This window comes from Enterobacter sp. MG-EB028 (genome assembly GCF_056673305.1).
In genome coordinates this window covers 21,510-35,921 of the sequence record NZ_CP195080.1, presented here as the reverse complement: position 1 = coordinate 35,921, position 14,412 = coordinate 21,510, and the positions used below count along the sequence as shown (strand labels likewise).

Genomic DNA, 14,412 nt, shown 5'->3' with positions numbered 1-14,412 from the left:
ATATCATCTTGATATCATAACAACTTATTAAGATAGTAAGTGTTTAAACTTAATAATATCTTCTTGAATTACATTACATTATTAACATAACAAGTTAACATGATAGCAAGATACAAGCGCCGGAGATATTGAAAATTATTTTTTAATATCCTATTATCTTAATAAGATAACAAACAAGGTGTGCGGAATATGATCATTGTTCTTGGTAGTCAAAAAGGTGGAGTAGGTAAAAGTACGCTCGCAGTTTCTATCGCTGCATATCTTATGGCGCAAGGAAAGCGAGTTCTCATTGTAGATGCCGACGATCAAAAATCAGTACTGACCTGGTATAACAATCGACCAGAGAACTTGCCTCATATGCCTGTGACTGGAGCGTCCGGCAACATCAAAGCCATGCTAAAAGAGCATGAAAAATCTTATGACTTTGTAATCGCCGATTGTGCTGGCCGTGACAGTGCAGAGATGCGAAGCGGATTAATGGCTGCAGATGTGTTTATTTCCCCTTTACGACCGTCCCAAATGGATTTGGATGTCGTACCACATACATGCTCTGTTTTTACTGCAGCTAAAGATTTCAACGAGTCTGTACGTGGGTATTTAGTATTGAATATGACACCAACTAACATGTTCGTTAATGAAGCTAATCAGGCAGCGGATGTTCTCAAAGACTTTCCGGAAATGAATCTGTCTAATGCTCGCGTGTGTGACAGAAAAGCTCACAGGGATGCCTGGGCCGAATCAATGACTATTTTTGAAACACAAAACATCAAAGCCCAAGAAGAAATTGAAGCTCTGGTTAAGGAGATCATTCTGTGAGGAATAGAGCACATACACCGCCAAGAGACGAAGCTTCGTTTATAAACGGAGGCACAGCTGGCCTCACTGCAAAAAATCCAGATGAACCAAGTAATAAATCTGCGACTAGTAAAGCAAAACCAGTCAGTATCTCTCTTGCTGAAGAGAATCTTAACTCAATCGATAATGTCATTAAGGAAGAGATGTTATCAGGGAACAGGAGAGTAAATAGATCCGATGTAGTTAGAGCTGCAGTGATGGCATTAGAAAATTTATCACGAGAAGAAATCTCTCAACTGATTGAAAAATCGAGATTAAAGTAATAATAACTTAATAACTTAATAACTTAATAACTTAATAACTTGTGAGGTTGGTAGTTAAAGGTAGCATGGTTACTAAGTTAATCAGATAGTAAGATAGTAAGATAGTAAGATAGTAAGATAGTAAGATAGTAACTTACATCTTATTACCTTGCTATCTTAGTCACCTGTTTTTTTAAGCAACGCCACCGCCTCATCGCCCGGCATCTGGAACTGCACCCGGTGCCGTGCTGCCACATCCAGCGCAAACACCTTCGTATACACCTCCGTCGAGCTGATGCTCTTATGTCCCATTAAACTCTGCAGCACCTTCAGCGGTATGCCTGCGTAAAGCATGTGCATCGCGTAGGAATGGCGGAATGTGTGCGGGGTCACCGGCACGGAGAACGTCACCCCATCGGCCGCAGCCGTTTCAACCGCTTCGCTGAGCCAGGTGCGGACCGTCCGATCGGTAATCTCCCAGATACGTGCCTTCTCGGTTCTGCCGCTTCGCTTGTTACGACGTTCAAGAGGTATTTTCAGAGTGGCCACCATCATTTCCAGCTGGCTGACATAGCTCGCATCAGAAAGCGGAACCAGGCGATGCGTCTGACTGCCGGCAGGCGAACGGCCGGCAGTTCGGGCCGCTTTTTCCGCCCGCTGCTTGAGTGTGGCCAATTGCACGAACGGGTAGGGCGGCGCCAGCGAAAAATCCCCTCGAGTAAGCGCCAGTGCCTCGTTAATGCGGGCGCCCGTATTCCAGAGGGTGGCCAGCAGCATCTTACGGTGCAGATCGGGCACATAGTGGAGCAGGGCGCTCACTTCCGGCGCCAGCAGGTATTTCGGTAGTTCGTCCTGAACGAGCGCCATCTGCCGTAAGGCCAGTGCTGCGGGATAGTCGATGGTCACTGGCAGGGCGGCCATTGAGCCCTGAGAAGTTGCTGAAGGTATGAGGCCAGTCATGATCGGTATCTCAGTATCATTAGTTGTTCAGGTAAGTCTGATGGTTTTTCGCGCCGTTTCTGGCTGTCAGAAGCTGTCCAGAATTTGATTCCATTCGGCCTTACAGTCCAGCAAGTACCGGAGGCCGTTGTCGACCCCGTCAAGTAAATCGGAAGCCTCGCCCATTTTTTCCCCAAAGCGGCGGGTGTTGACGTAATGAATTCCTTCAAGGCTCCGGGTGCCGTCATTTCTCCTGGCATATCGGAAATCTGTCGCTCGTTCGTCAGCCTGATGAAGAGCTTTAACCACCTCTTTGACGATTTTTAAATCGGAAGTTCGGTAGCTACCATCAACCTCCAGGATCAGCTTTTGTGCCAGCGGCCATAAGGTATTCAGGTTATGGTTATCTTTTTTGTACTGGTATTTATCTGGCTCTTCTGCCAGTGCCAGAGCCAATCCGATAATCTGTTTGATAAGGAGTTCGATGTGATGCCTGTAGAGAAACAACACCGGATAAACCAGAAAATCCTGGTCCCGCCCGGATTCATCAATGTGTTTAATCAGAATGTCAGCAGCCCGCCTGTAACCTTCAGTGTAAGCTGTGCCGTGATCACGCATGTAATTCAAACATGCGTTGTTGTGCCAGTCGCTGTCGCTTGCCAGTAACCCCGGTTCTGACGTTTTTTTCTTTTTCATAGCTTTTTCTTTTCCGATGATCTGCTGTGAAATCCCGCCAACTATTACGGTGTTGCTTCGGAAACAGGGCCGCTATGGATAGACTGTCGAAAGTTGAAATGTCCATTCTTCTGTCAGTTCTTTAGCATCATCTGGTTCAGCACCTTTCGGATTGCTGAATGTGGCATTAGCACCTGGTTGAATTTCCCAGCTCTGGGAGTACTGGTTAAGTTGAGCGGCAATAAAACCGTCCCATGTGATGATTTGGACAGATGGACCCGAATCCCTGATCCAAACTTTTTGATGTCCCAGCGCTAGAAGTGCTGAACGCATCATCGTTAAGCCGATTTGTACTTTACCACTGTGAATATTCGACATAATTAATAATCCTATAATTACAGTTAGATTAGGAATAGTTACATCACGTAACCATCGCTAGCTCACGCACCTGAAAGTCACGCCGTAAGATTTTCCCCTGCCGTCATCATTTTTATGCTGATAATAAGCAGGCATATAACCACGTTATTAAATTAACGAACGGTCGTTCCGGTCAGATCCGACTTTTCACGTTTAGCGAAGTTTTCGGAAGTGTACCACGCACACGGAATAACCACACCGCCCTTTTCCGGTGGTGCGCGGGTGGTCTCTAGGAAGGGGTGAAACACAACATATAGAATTAATCTCAGCTGACCGAGTGGCACATCTTGTGTTTCTGCGCCGCAGCGCGCCGGGGCGCCTGTCGGAGATCCGGAACTACCTTTTTTCGGATCTCCGCTAAAAAAGATAGAACATTGGATATGCGTGACATATCCATATGCCTGGCATCTGCATAGGCCTGACATACGCATATACTCACCATCTGCATATGCTACATCTATACATATGCTGAACATCTGCCTATACTGAACATATGCACACACCCGGTGCAATGAACCTCATTCAGGATATGCATTACATGTCCACACTTACCCGGGAGAGAATAATGAGAACCGTATCCATTTTTAAAAACGGCAACAACCGCGCCATCCGTCTGCCCCGCGATCTGGATTTTGAGGGAGTGAGCGAGCTGGAGATCGTCCGGGAAGGGGACAGCATCATCCTGCGTCCCGTCCGGCCGACCTGGGGCTCGTTCGCGCAGCTCGAAAAAGCTGCCCCGGATTTTATGGCGGAGCGCGAGGACATTGTCACCGACGAAGGACGATTTGACCTGTGAACAAGACCTATATGCTCGACACCTGTATCTGCTCATTCATCATGCGCGAGCAGCCGGAAGCGGTGCTGAAGCGCCTGGAGCAGGCGGTGCTGCGCGGCCAGCGCATCGTGATCTCGGCCATCACCTATTCCGAAATGCGCTTCGGCGCCACCGGGCCGAAGGCTTCGCCCCGTCACGTGCAGCTGGTTGATGAATTCTGCAGCCGCCTCGATGCCATCCTGCCGTGGGACCGCGCCGCAGTGGACGCGACCACTGAGATAAAGGTGGCGCTGCGCCTCGCCGGGACGCCGATCGGCCCGAACGACACAGCGATTGCCGGACACGCCATTGCCGCCGGTGCGGTACTGGTGACGAATAATACGCGGGAGTTTGAGCGGGTGCCGGGCCTGGTGCTGGAAGACTGGGTAAAGTAGCAGCGTAAGAATTTCTTCGATCTGATGTCCGCTTTGTGCCAGAGTCGGACGTGGATGCTCTGAATGAACGGGAATGTCCTGAAGCATAAAGGGGAAATAAAAGATGGAATATACTGCTGTGGCATAATCGATAAAAGCATGTACACCACAGCAATGAAAACTATCAGGTAAAAATACTGTCTTTCAATAAATTATCCATCAAAGCCAGCGAGAGCGTTTGAGTTTAAGCCACAGTAAAACACAGGCTCCCAGCGTGACAGCGACTGTGGCCGGATAGCCATAGAGCGTCTTGAGTTCCGGCATATGGTCGAAGTTCATACCATACATGCTGAAAACCACCGTCGGGATCACGAGTATGGCCCCCCAACCGGCCAGTTTCTTCACGACTTCGTTTTGCTGCACTGAAACCAGTGCCAGGTTAACGTGCATCGCGCTGCTAAGCATCTCACGCATGTCATTAACATCCGTTACTACATGGCGTGCGTGATCCTGAATATCTCTAAATACGCCCTGAGGGGTTTTGGGATAAGTTCTTCATGAATGCGGATAAGCTCTGTACAGATTTCTTCTACTGGCTGAGCGGCGTTGCGCAGCCCGAGCAGATTACGGCGGAGTGAATACACGTCCTGAATAGCTTCACGGTCAAATTCACTGTGAAAAAGTGTCGCTTCTATATCACCAATTTTTGAGTTGAGGCGCGCTGCCAGCTCTGCATAACTGTCAACAATGAAATCCAGAATACAGAATACAGAATACAGAATACAGAATACAGAATACAGTATACTGTATAGAGGATAAGCCGGACCATACGAAAGCATCTCCGGGGCCTCTGCAGCACGGGCGCGTATAGGAGCATAGCTCTCTGAAGCACCATGGCGCACCGTAATAAGGAAGTTTCGGCCCACAAACAAATGCGTTTCGCCAAACTCAATATTGTCCCCCTGTCCACTGACGGTCTTCGCAACGATAAATGCCGAGCTGCCATAGCGCTCTATCTTAGGCCGCTGATGTGCATTCAGAGCATCCTCCACTGCCAGATCATGCAGACCGAACTCCTCCTGTACTTTATACATAAACGCAGGTTCAGGCTGCCAGAGCCCCAGCCATATAAACGCATCAGTGTCCTGGATGACTTCGCTGATATCCTCAATATCTACAGTTTCGGCGGGGTGGCCTGAACGGTAGACCATACAGTTAACAATCATTTTCTGACGATCCCTTAAGCATGATGATAAGAAGCTTAACCATTTCCATTAAATTTCCAAATTTTTAAGCACGAACCTCCGCTCCCCGCGCAAAGCGACTCTTGAAATTCTCACAGAATCTTTCCTCATACCACAACTCTTATCTATCACTTTTTTCCTCACCATTCCGAACCGGTGCCCATGACGGATCCGACGTTGGTAGTTTTTCGGATCTCACTAGGTGAGGAGAAGGATTATTGCCGGAAAATCATGATAAACGGCGGATTGTTGCGGTATGGGTATTATTGCAATTGAGGCAAATAAAGATGGCTTTATATGATGGACTCAAGAATGGTGATTTATGCGGTACGGCTGACTCCCGGGTCCGGCTATCGGGGTCAGCCGTAAAGAAAGGTGCCACGGTTCCGTTTTCCGGAACAGAGTCTTTCGTTTTTTCTTCAGGTACATCACTTCGTCACATTTACCGATCATTTCCGCCAGCGTCGCGTATTGGTCTGCGTTATTGATCAGTTCGCCAAAGGAATAATTGATGTTGTAGGGTTTACCCGAGGTGTCATTGTAATGATCGAGACTGGCACTCAGCGCGTGCAGAAAAGCTCCGGTGTTGCCGTCTCGCCGGAGAAGGGCGGCAAACTCATCCCCGCCGAGGCGGCCAGCAATTTCGCCCGGTTCAAGATGCTGATGCAGAAAGTCGGCAAAGACCTTAAGCACCTCGTCACCCTCAGCGTGTCCCCAGAGATCGTTAACCGGCTTGAACCTGTCCAGATCGAAATAAATAAGGCTGAACGTCGCTTCATGCTGATTCATCGAGCGGAACAGTTTTTCGCCGGCACGGTAAACCCTCGACGGTTGGGAATGCCCGTCAGGCTCGCCGGCTGGCCGGCGTAGAACCTGATGTGGGGCTCACCGGTGACCAGGGGGACGTGGAACCGCTCATCAGCAGCCGCATCGTGAATGATGAAGGGCCCCTCCTGCAGAATGGCATGCCCGCAGAACTAGATGTTACGCGGGGTTTCGCGAACATCGATTCCCTGACAGGCGAGGAGCCACTGTCGTTCGCGATCCAGCAGACTTATCAGGGCCACGGGCACCTGAAAAACTTTTCGGGCCAGCCGCGCCAGGCGCTCAAAACGCTGATCGTCACGGGTATCAAGAAGGCCGGCAATATACAGGGACTTTAGCCTCTGTTCTTCATTGTCCGGAATATCGGGTGCCTGCTTGTGATCACCTGAGATGTTCAACTTTATAAACCGATAAGAAGTATTTGAATCTGATTAAGTATAGATCACAGTTCTGCGGCTGGTAGGTTACCAGCTTTCATGTCAGTGACCTGCTCCTCGTTGATTAATACACCGCGATGTTAGTAATGTCTTCATAAGCCACATGAGGACATCTCCATGAAGAAGCGTTTTTCCGACGAACAGATCATCAGTATCCTCCGCGAAGCTGAAGCCGGGGTTTCTGCCCGTGAGCTCTGCCGCAAGCACGCCATTTCCGACGCCACCTTTTATACCTGGCGTAAAAAGTATGGTGGTATTGAGGTGTCCGAGGTTAAGCGCCTCAAGTCGCTTGAGGAAGAGAACGCCAGATTCAAGAAGCTGCTTGCCGAAGCCATGCTGGATAAGGAGGTACTTCAGGTGGCTCTGGGGCGAAAGTACTGACGACAGACCAGAAGCGGGAAGCCGTTGAGTTTATGTGTGATGCGACCGGTCTGTCGCAACGTCGTGCCTGCAGGCTTACAGGTTTGTCCCTGTCGACCTGCCGCTATGAGGCTCAGCGTCCGGCGGCTGATGCGCATTTATCAGGACGCATCACTGAGCTGGCACTGGAGCGCAGGCGTTTTGGCTACCGCCGCATCTGGCAGTTACTGCGCCGTGAAGGCCTTCATGTTAATCACAAGCGCTTGTACCGCCTTTATCATTTGAGAGGGCTGGGCGTAAAACGCAGACGACGTCGTAAAGGGCTGGCAACAGAACGTCTGCCGCTGCTCCGCCTGGCGGCACCCAACCTGGCCTGGTCGATGGATTTTGTCATGGACGAACTCGTCACCGGTCGCAGGATCAGGTGCCTGACCTATGTGGACGACTTCACGAAGGAATGCCTGACGGTCACTGTTGCCTTTGGGATTTCAGGCGTGCAGGTGACACACATTCTGGACAGCATTGCGCCATTTCGAGGCTATCCTGCGAGGATAAGAACTGACCAGTGGCCGGGGTTCACCTGCCGCGCACTGGATCAATGGGCTTTTGAGCATGGTGTTGAGTTGCGCTTAATCCAGCCGGGCAAGCCAACGCAGAACGGATTTATTGAGAGCTTTAACGGACGATTTCGCGATGAATGTCTGAATGAGCACTGGTTCAGCGATATCGTTCACGCCAGGAAAGTCATTAATGACTGGCGGCAGGATTATAACAAGTGTCGTCCATATTCAGCACTGAATTATCAGACGCCATCAGACTTTGCAGCACGGTGGCGGAATGGAAAATGTGAAGGTAAACAAACCGACATTACTAACTGACGGTTGTATCTAATACCAGGGGCAGGTCATTCGATGTACGCCTGAAAAATAGCACATTGAATCAACGTTCTAAGTTAAAAATTGTAATCTCAGTTAATTACAGAATGCTAATGTAAGATTGCTAATTAATGTAATGACAACATGTTGATAATTAATAAGTTGTAATTATAATTCATAGTGATTAATGTATTTTTAAATTAGTAGGCATGAAATATTTAAAAGATAAGCTATGATCATAGTGTCCCTTGGGTTGTTCTACTAACTAGTAAGGTTACCTCATGGCAGCTATGAAACTGTTCGAGCAAATATCATCTTTTCCTGTGGCAAGAGTTCAAACATATAACAACTTGGTTGTATTTGATACTTACGTTGCTAACAGTTCGATTCCCTCACAAAATGAAGACGATAAGCTAATTGTAAAAAAAGATGAATCTTATGGACCTGGCCACAGAATATCTTACTTAGGCTTTAATGCTGAAAGACTTAACATCCCTAATATAATTGGTTCGTTGACCTTAAGGCTCCATCCTACTAACAATGATAAGATAGGAAATGTAAGTGTTTACTTCGTTCCTGATGATTCATTTTGGAACACTACCTTTAAATATACGAATCGACCTCATGCTAGTATGTTGATTAATACATTTTCGACATCAGATACAGATGCTGATGGTTGGCTTACAATTGATATTAGCAATTCTGAAGTAATAGCTAAGTTTAGAAAGGATGGACATATCTCACTTGCGCTCATGGGGGAGAAGAGTTTGGTGTATCATGAGTTTTCATCATCAAAATCACCAGAACACTCACCGTTATTGCAGTTAAGTACTGCCAATACTGAAATTAACCCATCGAATTCAGTGCGATACGTGAGCTTTTCTATAATAAGTAATACTCCTCCCCAGCAAATATTAAAAATATCTGAATTTAATGTAATTAATTCTAATGGGGTGATTGTTGATAGAAGTAAATGGAGGGTAACTAATGCAACCAACATGGATGGATGGAATAAAATGTTTGATGGTATTCAGGGTAGTTTCTGGAAGGCAGAATCCCCAGTTCCTAATTTTTTTGTAGTGGATCTATTTGAACTTATTGACATTAAAGCTATTGTTTACACACCTGTTGTTGATGAGTTCTATGAATTTTCATCTGATCTTCTCGTTTATGGTAGTAATGATGGTAATTCGTGGTATCTTATTGGCTCAAGAGCTATTGACAAAAGCGAAAACAACTCTCCACATATTATATTCACAGGAAGTGAAGCTACATTAACTCATGTTGAAAAAACATATTCTTTTCCGATAAAAACTGCATGGGATATTGAAGTAGATAGGTTAAAAAACAAAGCAGGAAGAAGTCCGCTAAATGTTACTCAATTATGTTTCAACCAACCGGGTATTGTATGTATATGGGTTGGAGACGAAGAAGCAAAAGCTGATGATTTTCTCGAGGCCCGTGAAGGTCAATGGGATGGCTCTGAGCGTCATCGTTTGCGTTATGGCCTTAATTGTTTTCGTTCTAATTTAGGCAACCCATTATATTTGCAAATTGCTTCAAAATCTTCGCTCGATAATTCCAGAGTGGCATACGTTAAAATTATGGCATCAAACGCTCTTTTTTATCCAGTATTCATAACTCGTCAAACCGAACAATCAGATTGGCTGTCAATGATTGAAAATTATTCATCCACAAACTATTTTGAAATGATATCGAACAGAATTATTCTTGGTATTAATAGATTGCATTTTGAACCTTTTAAGAATGTGACTAATATGCAAGAACTTGCTGATACTTATGATGAGTGTCTGATTCCTACAGAACTGGCTGCAGGTATAAGAGATAACGACCATAATCCCATGCACCGACCAGATGTAAACCCATATTATTTTGTTCCCTCAAGTAGTGGCTTCATGACTACATATGTTAATAGAATCACATATCATTTAGATCTAACTAAAAGAATGGTAACGCCAAATGAAGTTAGAACATATTGGGGGATTTGGCATGAGGTAGGGCATAATCTTCAGACAACAGGCTTGAACTGGTCGGGACAGCAAGAAGTTTCAGTAAATATTTATGCATTTGGCGAGCGTGCATATTCTTCCACGCTTGATGCATTAATTGAGTCTTATGATAAAAGTTTTAGTAATTCTTTCAATGCCTTAAAAAATGTTGACTCATACACACAACTTTCAAATAGTAATAAAGAGAATCTTTTTCATCATCTTTTCTTTATTTTTGGCGAGGGGTTTATGTATGATCTACATCGCAGATATAGAGAAAATCTGAGTGGAAATGGAAATGATCCTGAGTTTTCAATTGGTGCTACGGCTGATGAGCAAATGAACACACTGGCTATAATCTCATCTAAAATATCCTCTCTCAATTTGGTTGATTTTTATATTTTCTGGAAGTTCCCATTAACAAATCAAACCATTAATAGTATTGGTAGTTATAATTTCAATGGAATTAAAGACTTTGAAAAACTGCCTTCTGCTCTTGTGAAAAGGAACCCTGATAATATGTATGATATGCGTTTTTAATGTATCTCTGATTCCGGGTTGTTTTTATCCCGGTACTTGTGAGGCCATGGTAAATTACTCCGTGGCCTTCTTTTTATGGGGCATATAGAATTTATGTTGTTTTGTAAAAACATTAGGTATTGATGCCGATTGAATCTTAATAATAAAAGTATTAGGTTGCCGTTATTTTTTTGACTGTTTTTTGATGAAAAATAATTTAAGGTGTGTTGCCATGAATTCATAGGTATCATTTATGTTCAAGGAACTGTTTGAAGTGCACAGAAGATTTGTGCATAATTCTTTACAGGATGATAAAAATGATTAATCAGTTAACTATTCACTTGGGTAATAAGAAATATTCTTATAAAAGTAATCAAAAAATCCTCTATCTATTTCGTCAATGTAGGCAAATACGGGCGCAAACCAGTCCGACTGTTCGATATCATGGCGGTGATCTAGGCGAGATATCCAGCCCCTCCTGTGACGACCTGAGCAGGACATAACGTGCCAGCAATTGCTTCAGGTGAAGCGCCGTCTGTTCGCGCAGGGCAGCAGGTTCCGTCGCGCCTTCTCGACGAGTGGCCTGCTGGCGTAACATCTCTTCCGCGGCCACTGTCTGGTTAAAGGCTTGGGTTATGAAAAAATCTACGACTTTTAAACACTCTGACCGTCATGTACTTTCCTATCTTTTCATCCAGATCATTGAGGTGTTTGGTCAGTTTCTGCAGCCAAGACATGCCTGAGTCCACCCGCGAATAGTGGGCACACGACTAAGTGAGTAAACTCTCAACCAGAGGCGGTTCATGATAAAATCCTCATGACCAGCAAAAAAACGCGTGAGCGATATACGCCTGAATTTTGTCATTAAGCCCTAAAACTCGCGGTAACGCATCGGCGTTGCCGCCGCAGCCTGTGAACTCAGTATTTACGAATCGCAGCTCTACGCATGGTGCAGTAAAATTAACAATGCCCGCAACTCTTTCGAATGTGAGCAGGAAATATCCGTTTAAATTGCCTGACTAAAGCGGCAACTGTTGGAACCGGCTGAGGAGATGGCCCTCCTCATAAAGGCCGCGACATACTTCGCGAAACGCCTGAAGTGAAGTATGTCTTCATCGAGAAACATCAGGAGGAGTTCTGCGTCAAAGCCATTTCTCGTGTGCTTCGGAATTCGTTATGCCTTCCGTCTGCGTCGTCATCAGCTAGGCTGACTTCAGCACTTTCACTTCATTTGTGATGCAGCTGTCAGTATAGTCTTCACTAAAGCAAAATATCGATATGGTGCGCCTCGTCTGGCTGATGAACTGTCGGAGTCAACATCAAAACCATTGCTGCCAACCTGCGCCGTCAGGGACTGCGGCAAAAGCCAGCCGGTAGTTCAGTTAGGTCAGTTACTGTGAGTACGGCCTAGCGGTGTCTGAGAACCAGCTGAAAAAGGTTTTTTTACGACAGAGGTCCGAATCAGAGTGGGCGGCGACATCATGTACCTTCGCCCCGGTGAAGGCTGGCTGTACCTGCCGGCCATCGCAGCATGGTCGCCCTGACCTTACTGCAGAAACATATTTATCTGCGGGACCTGGCAGTGATGATTGACCGACTGTCACCCATTTTGCTGGCCGGATATCTGTCTTCATCGTAGGTGATATAGCAGGCACATTATATTTGACCGCAATATCGTCATGAAAATGACCGTTCTGACCGACGACGACCTGGCGCAGCTCCATCACTAATCCCCCTTACCTGACACTCCCTGTCCGGTCATCAGCGAATACTGGTGGGGCTGGGAGGCACCAGACTCAGGCACTGCCTCCCAGCCACAGCTTTTCAGCAGCGCATTCAGCCCGTCAGCCCGGCCGCCAATTCTGGCCGGCAATCGCATAACCTGCGTCCCGCCATCATTAAAACCGGTATCCAGCGCGCTTTTCAGCAGACAGATGCTGTTTACCGTCGCCGATGGCTGAACCTTACGCCGGCCGCTCCACTCACTGTCGCTGAGAACGTGATACACCCAGTCGTACTGCTTCGCCAGCTCCAGCGCGTAGGTCAGGCGAAAGAGATCGTTCTGCTGTGAAAGTTCATCCGTACAGCTGCGCCAGAGATAATCCAGCTTATGGCGCAGCTGCGCACGAACGCCGAGGGTCCGGCCCTGACTGATAATCCAGTCAATATCGGAGGCCACGTCACGTGAAAAACGGCGCTGTTTTTTAGCCTGCGCAAACCAGCGGGTGATAAACAGGTTTTCCTGCGACTCCGACGCCACCAGGCCATCTTCCCTGGCTGTCATGAGGGCTATAAGAGCACACCATGCCAGGTGACCCGTTTTTTCCATATCTCGCATAAAGTCCTCAGCCCGGTGCCTGTCCTTCAGCACGGATGATTATTACAGTCGGCTGTTTATCTGTGTGGTTTACTCCGGGTATACGTTAACCCTGAAAGTCATCCGGTGCAGCGTAAGGGACCGGACAATCTATTGTCCTCACAATCCGGTACACACGTCAACCATGCCGTACGGGGTACATACGTCTCCCTGTCTGAAAAGTAACGACAGGCGAAAACCACAACAAAGGGATGCAACCGGAGGGGTATGATAACCAGAATGCAAAAATGACACGCAGTTCTGCAGTTCAGAAAAAATGTAAAAAGCCCATTTCACGCAGGGCGCCGGTAATGAGCAGAATGAAGATAAGGGTATCAAACGGGTCTGGCATAAATAGCACTCCGGTTAAGCTGGTTTCGGCAGACACTGTGCTGCTCCTGAATACCCGGGCTCCCCTTCAGGTAAGGGCTTCTGTACGTAACAGCCAGGTCGCACCACCGCAACACAAACCTCCACTGACCTCCTCCCAGGTTTCGGTCTCAATCAGAAAACGGGCCAGCCCCTGAAAATCAGCGTTGCTGAGCAGTAAATCTTCCGGCTCTCCGGGGCGCTCCAGGACATAAAGGTCCGGGATTCGCGCCAGCGAGTGTTCCGCCTGCCAGGCAGCAACCCGGTAAAAGGTTCTGATGCATCCACCTCGCAACAGCGCCCCCAGAATGATGTTTTCAGCGACTTTCATTACCTGCAATCATTCGTGTGATGATACTGAAAGGATAGATAATATTTTCAGTTCAGTCATCCCGTCCGGCCGACCTGGGACTCGTTCGCGCAGCTCGAAAAAGCCGATCCGGACTTTATGGCGGAGCGTGAGGATGTTGTCAGCGACGAGTTTCGCCAAACTCAATATTGTCCCCCTGTCCACTGACGGTCTTCGCAACGATAAATGCCGAGCTGCCATAGCGCTCTATCTTAGGCCGCTGATGTGCATTCAGAGCATCCTCCACTGCCAGATCATGCAGACCGAACTCCTCCTGTACTTTATACATAAACGCAGGTTCAGGCTGCCAGAGCCCCAGCCATATAAACGCATTGGTGTCCTGGATGTCTTCGCTGATATCCTAAATATCTACGGTTTCGGCAGGGTGGCCTGAACGGTAGACCATACAGTTAACAATCATTTAATGACAATCCCTTAAGCATGATGATAAGAAACTTAACTATTTCCATTAAATTTCCGAATTTTTAAGCACGAATCTCCGCTCCCCGCCCAAAGCATCTCTTAAAATCCCCGCAGAATCTTTCCTCTTACCACTACTCTTATCTGTCATTTTTTTTCTTACCTTTCCGGCACGGTGCCCATGACGAATCCGACTTTTGATGGTTTTCGGATCGTCAAAAAGGACAAGAGAGATTGGTGCAGATAAATCACCAATTAATGAAAATTACTTCGGATAACGCATTATTGCTCAGCACGAAACTAAAATGACTTTATGCGTCATGAAATCAAAAA

At 46.8% G+C, this 14,412-nt stretch carries 12 protein-coding genes and 5 pseudogenes; 9 read left to right on the top strand and 8 right to left on the bottom strand.

Annotation, left to right across the window (positions count from 1 at the left end; all coding sequences use genetic code 11):
- Positions 1-189 precede the first annotated feature (189 nt).
- Positions 190-816: a ParA family plasmid-partitioning AAA ATPase gene (locus ACR42C_RS23270; protein WP_479985235.1), complete on the top strand. Its 627-nt coding sequence runs from the start codon at positions 190-192 to the stop codon at positions 814-816.
- On the top strand, positions 813-1,118 hold the full coding sequence (locus tag ACR42C_RS23265) for a ribbon-helix-helix domain-containing protein (protein ID WP_014172326.1): 306 nt from the start codon (positions 813-815) through the stop codon (positions 1,116-1,118). The genes ACR42C_RS23270 and ACR42C_RS23265 overlap by 4 nt, the downstream gene beginning before the upstream one ends.
- Before the next feature lie 156 nt (positions 1,119-1,274).
- Here the strand turns inward: ACR42C_RS23265 and ACR42C_RS23260 are convergent, their stop codons facing one another.
- The 3 genes from ACR42C_RS23260 to ACR42C_RS23250 all read right to left on the bottom strand — a co-directional run bounded on the left by ACR42C_RS23260 (position 1,275) and on the right by ACR42C_RS23250 (position 3,089).
- Positions 1,275-2,057, bottom strand: coding sequence for a site-specific integrase (locus tag ACR42C_RS23260; protein ID WP_014172327.1), 783 nt, complete (start codon positions 2,055-2,057; stop codon positions 1,275-1,277).
- A gap of 66 nt (positions 2,058-2,123) precedes the next feature.
- Positions 2,124-2,732, bottom strand: coding sequence for a hypothetical protein (locus tag ACR42C_RS23255; RefSeq protein ID WP_035894352.1), 609 nt, complete (start codon positions 2,730-2,732; stop codon positions 2,124-2,126).
- Between the two features lie 72 nt (positions 2,733-2,804).
- Positions 2,805-3,089, bottom strand: a complete 285-nt coding sequence (locus tag ACR42C_RS23250) for a hypothetical protein (RefSeq protein WP_479985234.1) — start codon at positions 3,087-3,089, stop codon at positions 2,805-2,807.
- A gap of 604 nt (positions 3,090-3,693) precedes the next feature.
- On the opposite strand from ACR42C_RS23250, the gene vapB reads away from it, so the two are divergent.
- Positions 3,694-3,924: a type II toxin-antitoxin system VapB family antitoxin gene (gene vapB / locus ACR42C_RS23245; protein ID WP_407213179.1), complete on the top strand. Its 231-nt coding sequence runs from the start codon at positions 3,694-3,696 to the stop codon at positions 3,922-3,924.
- Positions 3,921-4,337, top strand: coding sequence for a type II toxin-antitoxin system VapC family toxin (locus ACR42C_RS23240; protein ID WP_252076442.1), 417 nt, complete (start codon positions 3,921-3,923; stop codon positions 4,335-4,337). The genes vapB and ACR42C_RS23240 overlap by 4 nt, the downstream gene beginning before the upstream one ends.
- A 198-nt stretch (positions 4,338-4,535) precedes the next feature.
- Here ACR42C_RS23240 and ACR42C_RS23235 read toward each other — a convergent pair.
- Positions 4,536-5,542, bottom strand: a pseudogene (locus tag ACR42C_RS23235) (magnesium and cobalt transport protein CorA).
- Positions 5,543-5,866: 324 nt separating this feature from the next.
- Positions 5,867-6,777: pseudogene (locus ACR42C_RS23230) on the bottom strand (sensor domain-containing diguanylate cyclase).
- Between the two features lie 162 nt (positions 6,778-6,939).
- Here ACR42C_RS23230 and ACR42C_RS23225 point away from each other — a divergent pair.
- The 4 genes and pseudogenes from ACR42C_RS23225 to ACR42C_RS23210 form a co-directional block, all read left to right on the top strand.
- A protein-coding gene (locus ACR42C_RS23225) for an IS3 family transposase (RefSeq protein WP_252076443.1) occupies positions 6,940-8,060 on the top strand; the annotation gives its coding sequence in 2 pieces (ribosomal slippage) (positions 6,940-7,198 and positions 7,198-8,060; 1,122 coding nt in all).
- 278 nt (positions 8,061-8,338) lie between these two features.
- Positions 8,339-10,606 carry a M60 family metallopeptidase gene (locus tag ACR42C_RS23220; protein ID WP_252076444.1) on the top strand — a complete coding sequence of 756 codons (2,268 nt, stop codon included), beginning with the start codon at positions 8,339-8,341 and terminating at the stop codon, positions 10,604-10,606.
- Positions 10,607-11,402: 796 nt separating this feature from the next.
- Positions 11,403-12,123, top strand: a pseudogene (locus ACR42C_RS23215) (transposase family protein); the annotation flags it as partial.
- Positions 12,102-12,221 (top strand): annotated as a pseudogene (locus ACR42C_RS23210) (ISNCY family transposase); the annotation flags it as partial. The pseudogenes ACR42C_RS23215 and ACR42C_RS23210, both read left to right, overlap by 22 nt.
- Positions 12,222-12,311: 90 nt before the next feature.
- Here ACR42C_RS23210 and ACR42C_RS23205 read toward each other — a convergent pair.
- Positions 12,312-12,923: a DUF2913 family protein gene (locus tag ACR42C_RS23205; protein ID WP_479985233.1), complete on the bottom strand. Its 612-nt coding sequence runs from the start codon at positions 12,921-12,923 to the stop codon at positions 12,312-12,314.
- Between the two features lie 436 nt (positions 12,924-13,359).
- Positions 13,360-13,641: a cytoplasmic protein gene (locus ACR42C_RS23200; protein ID WP_252076446.1), complete on the bottom strand. Its 282-nt coding sequence runs from the start codon at positions 13,639-13,641 to the stop codon at positions 13,360-13,362.
- A gap of 60 nt (positions 13,642-13,701) precedes the next feature.
- Here ACR42C_RS23200 and ACR42C_RS23195 point away from each other — a divergent pair.
- Positions 13,702-13,827 (top strand): annotated as a pseudogene (locus ACR42C_RS23195) (AbrB/MazE/SpoVT family DNA-binding domain-containing protein); the annotation flags it as partial.
- On the opposite strand, the gene ACR42C_RS23190 reads toward ACR42C_RS23195, so the two are convergent.
- Positions 13,781-13,948, bottom strand: coding sequence for a hypothetical protein (locus ACR42C_RS23190; protein WP_333156212.1), 168 nt, complete (start codon positions 13,946-13,948; stop codon positions 13,781-13,783). The pseudogene ACR42C_RS23195 and the gene ACR42C_RS23190 overlap by 47 nt on opposite strands.
- Between the last annotated feature and the right edge of the window lie 464 nt (positions 13,949-14,412).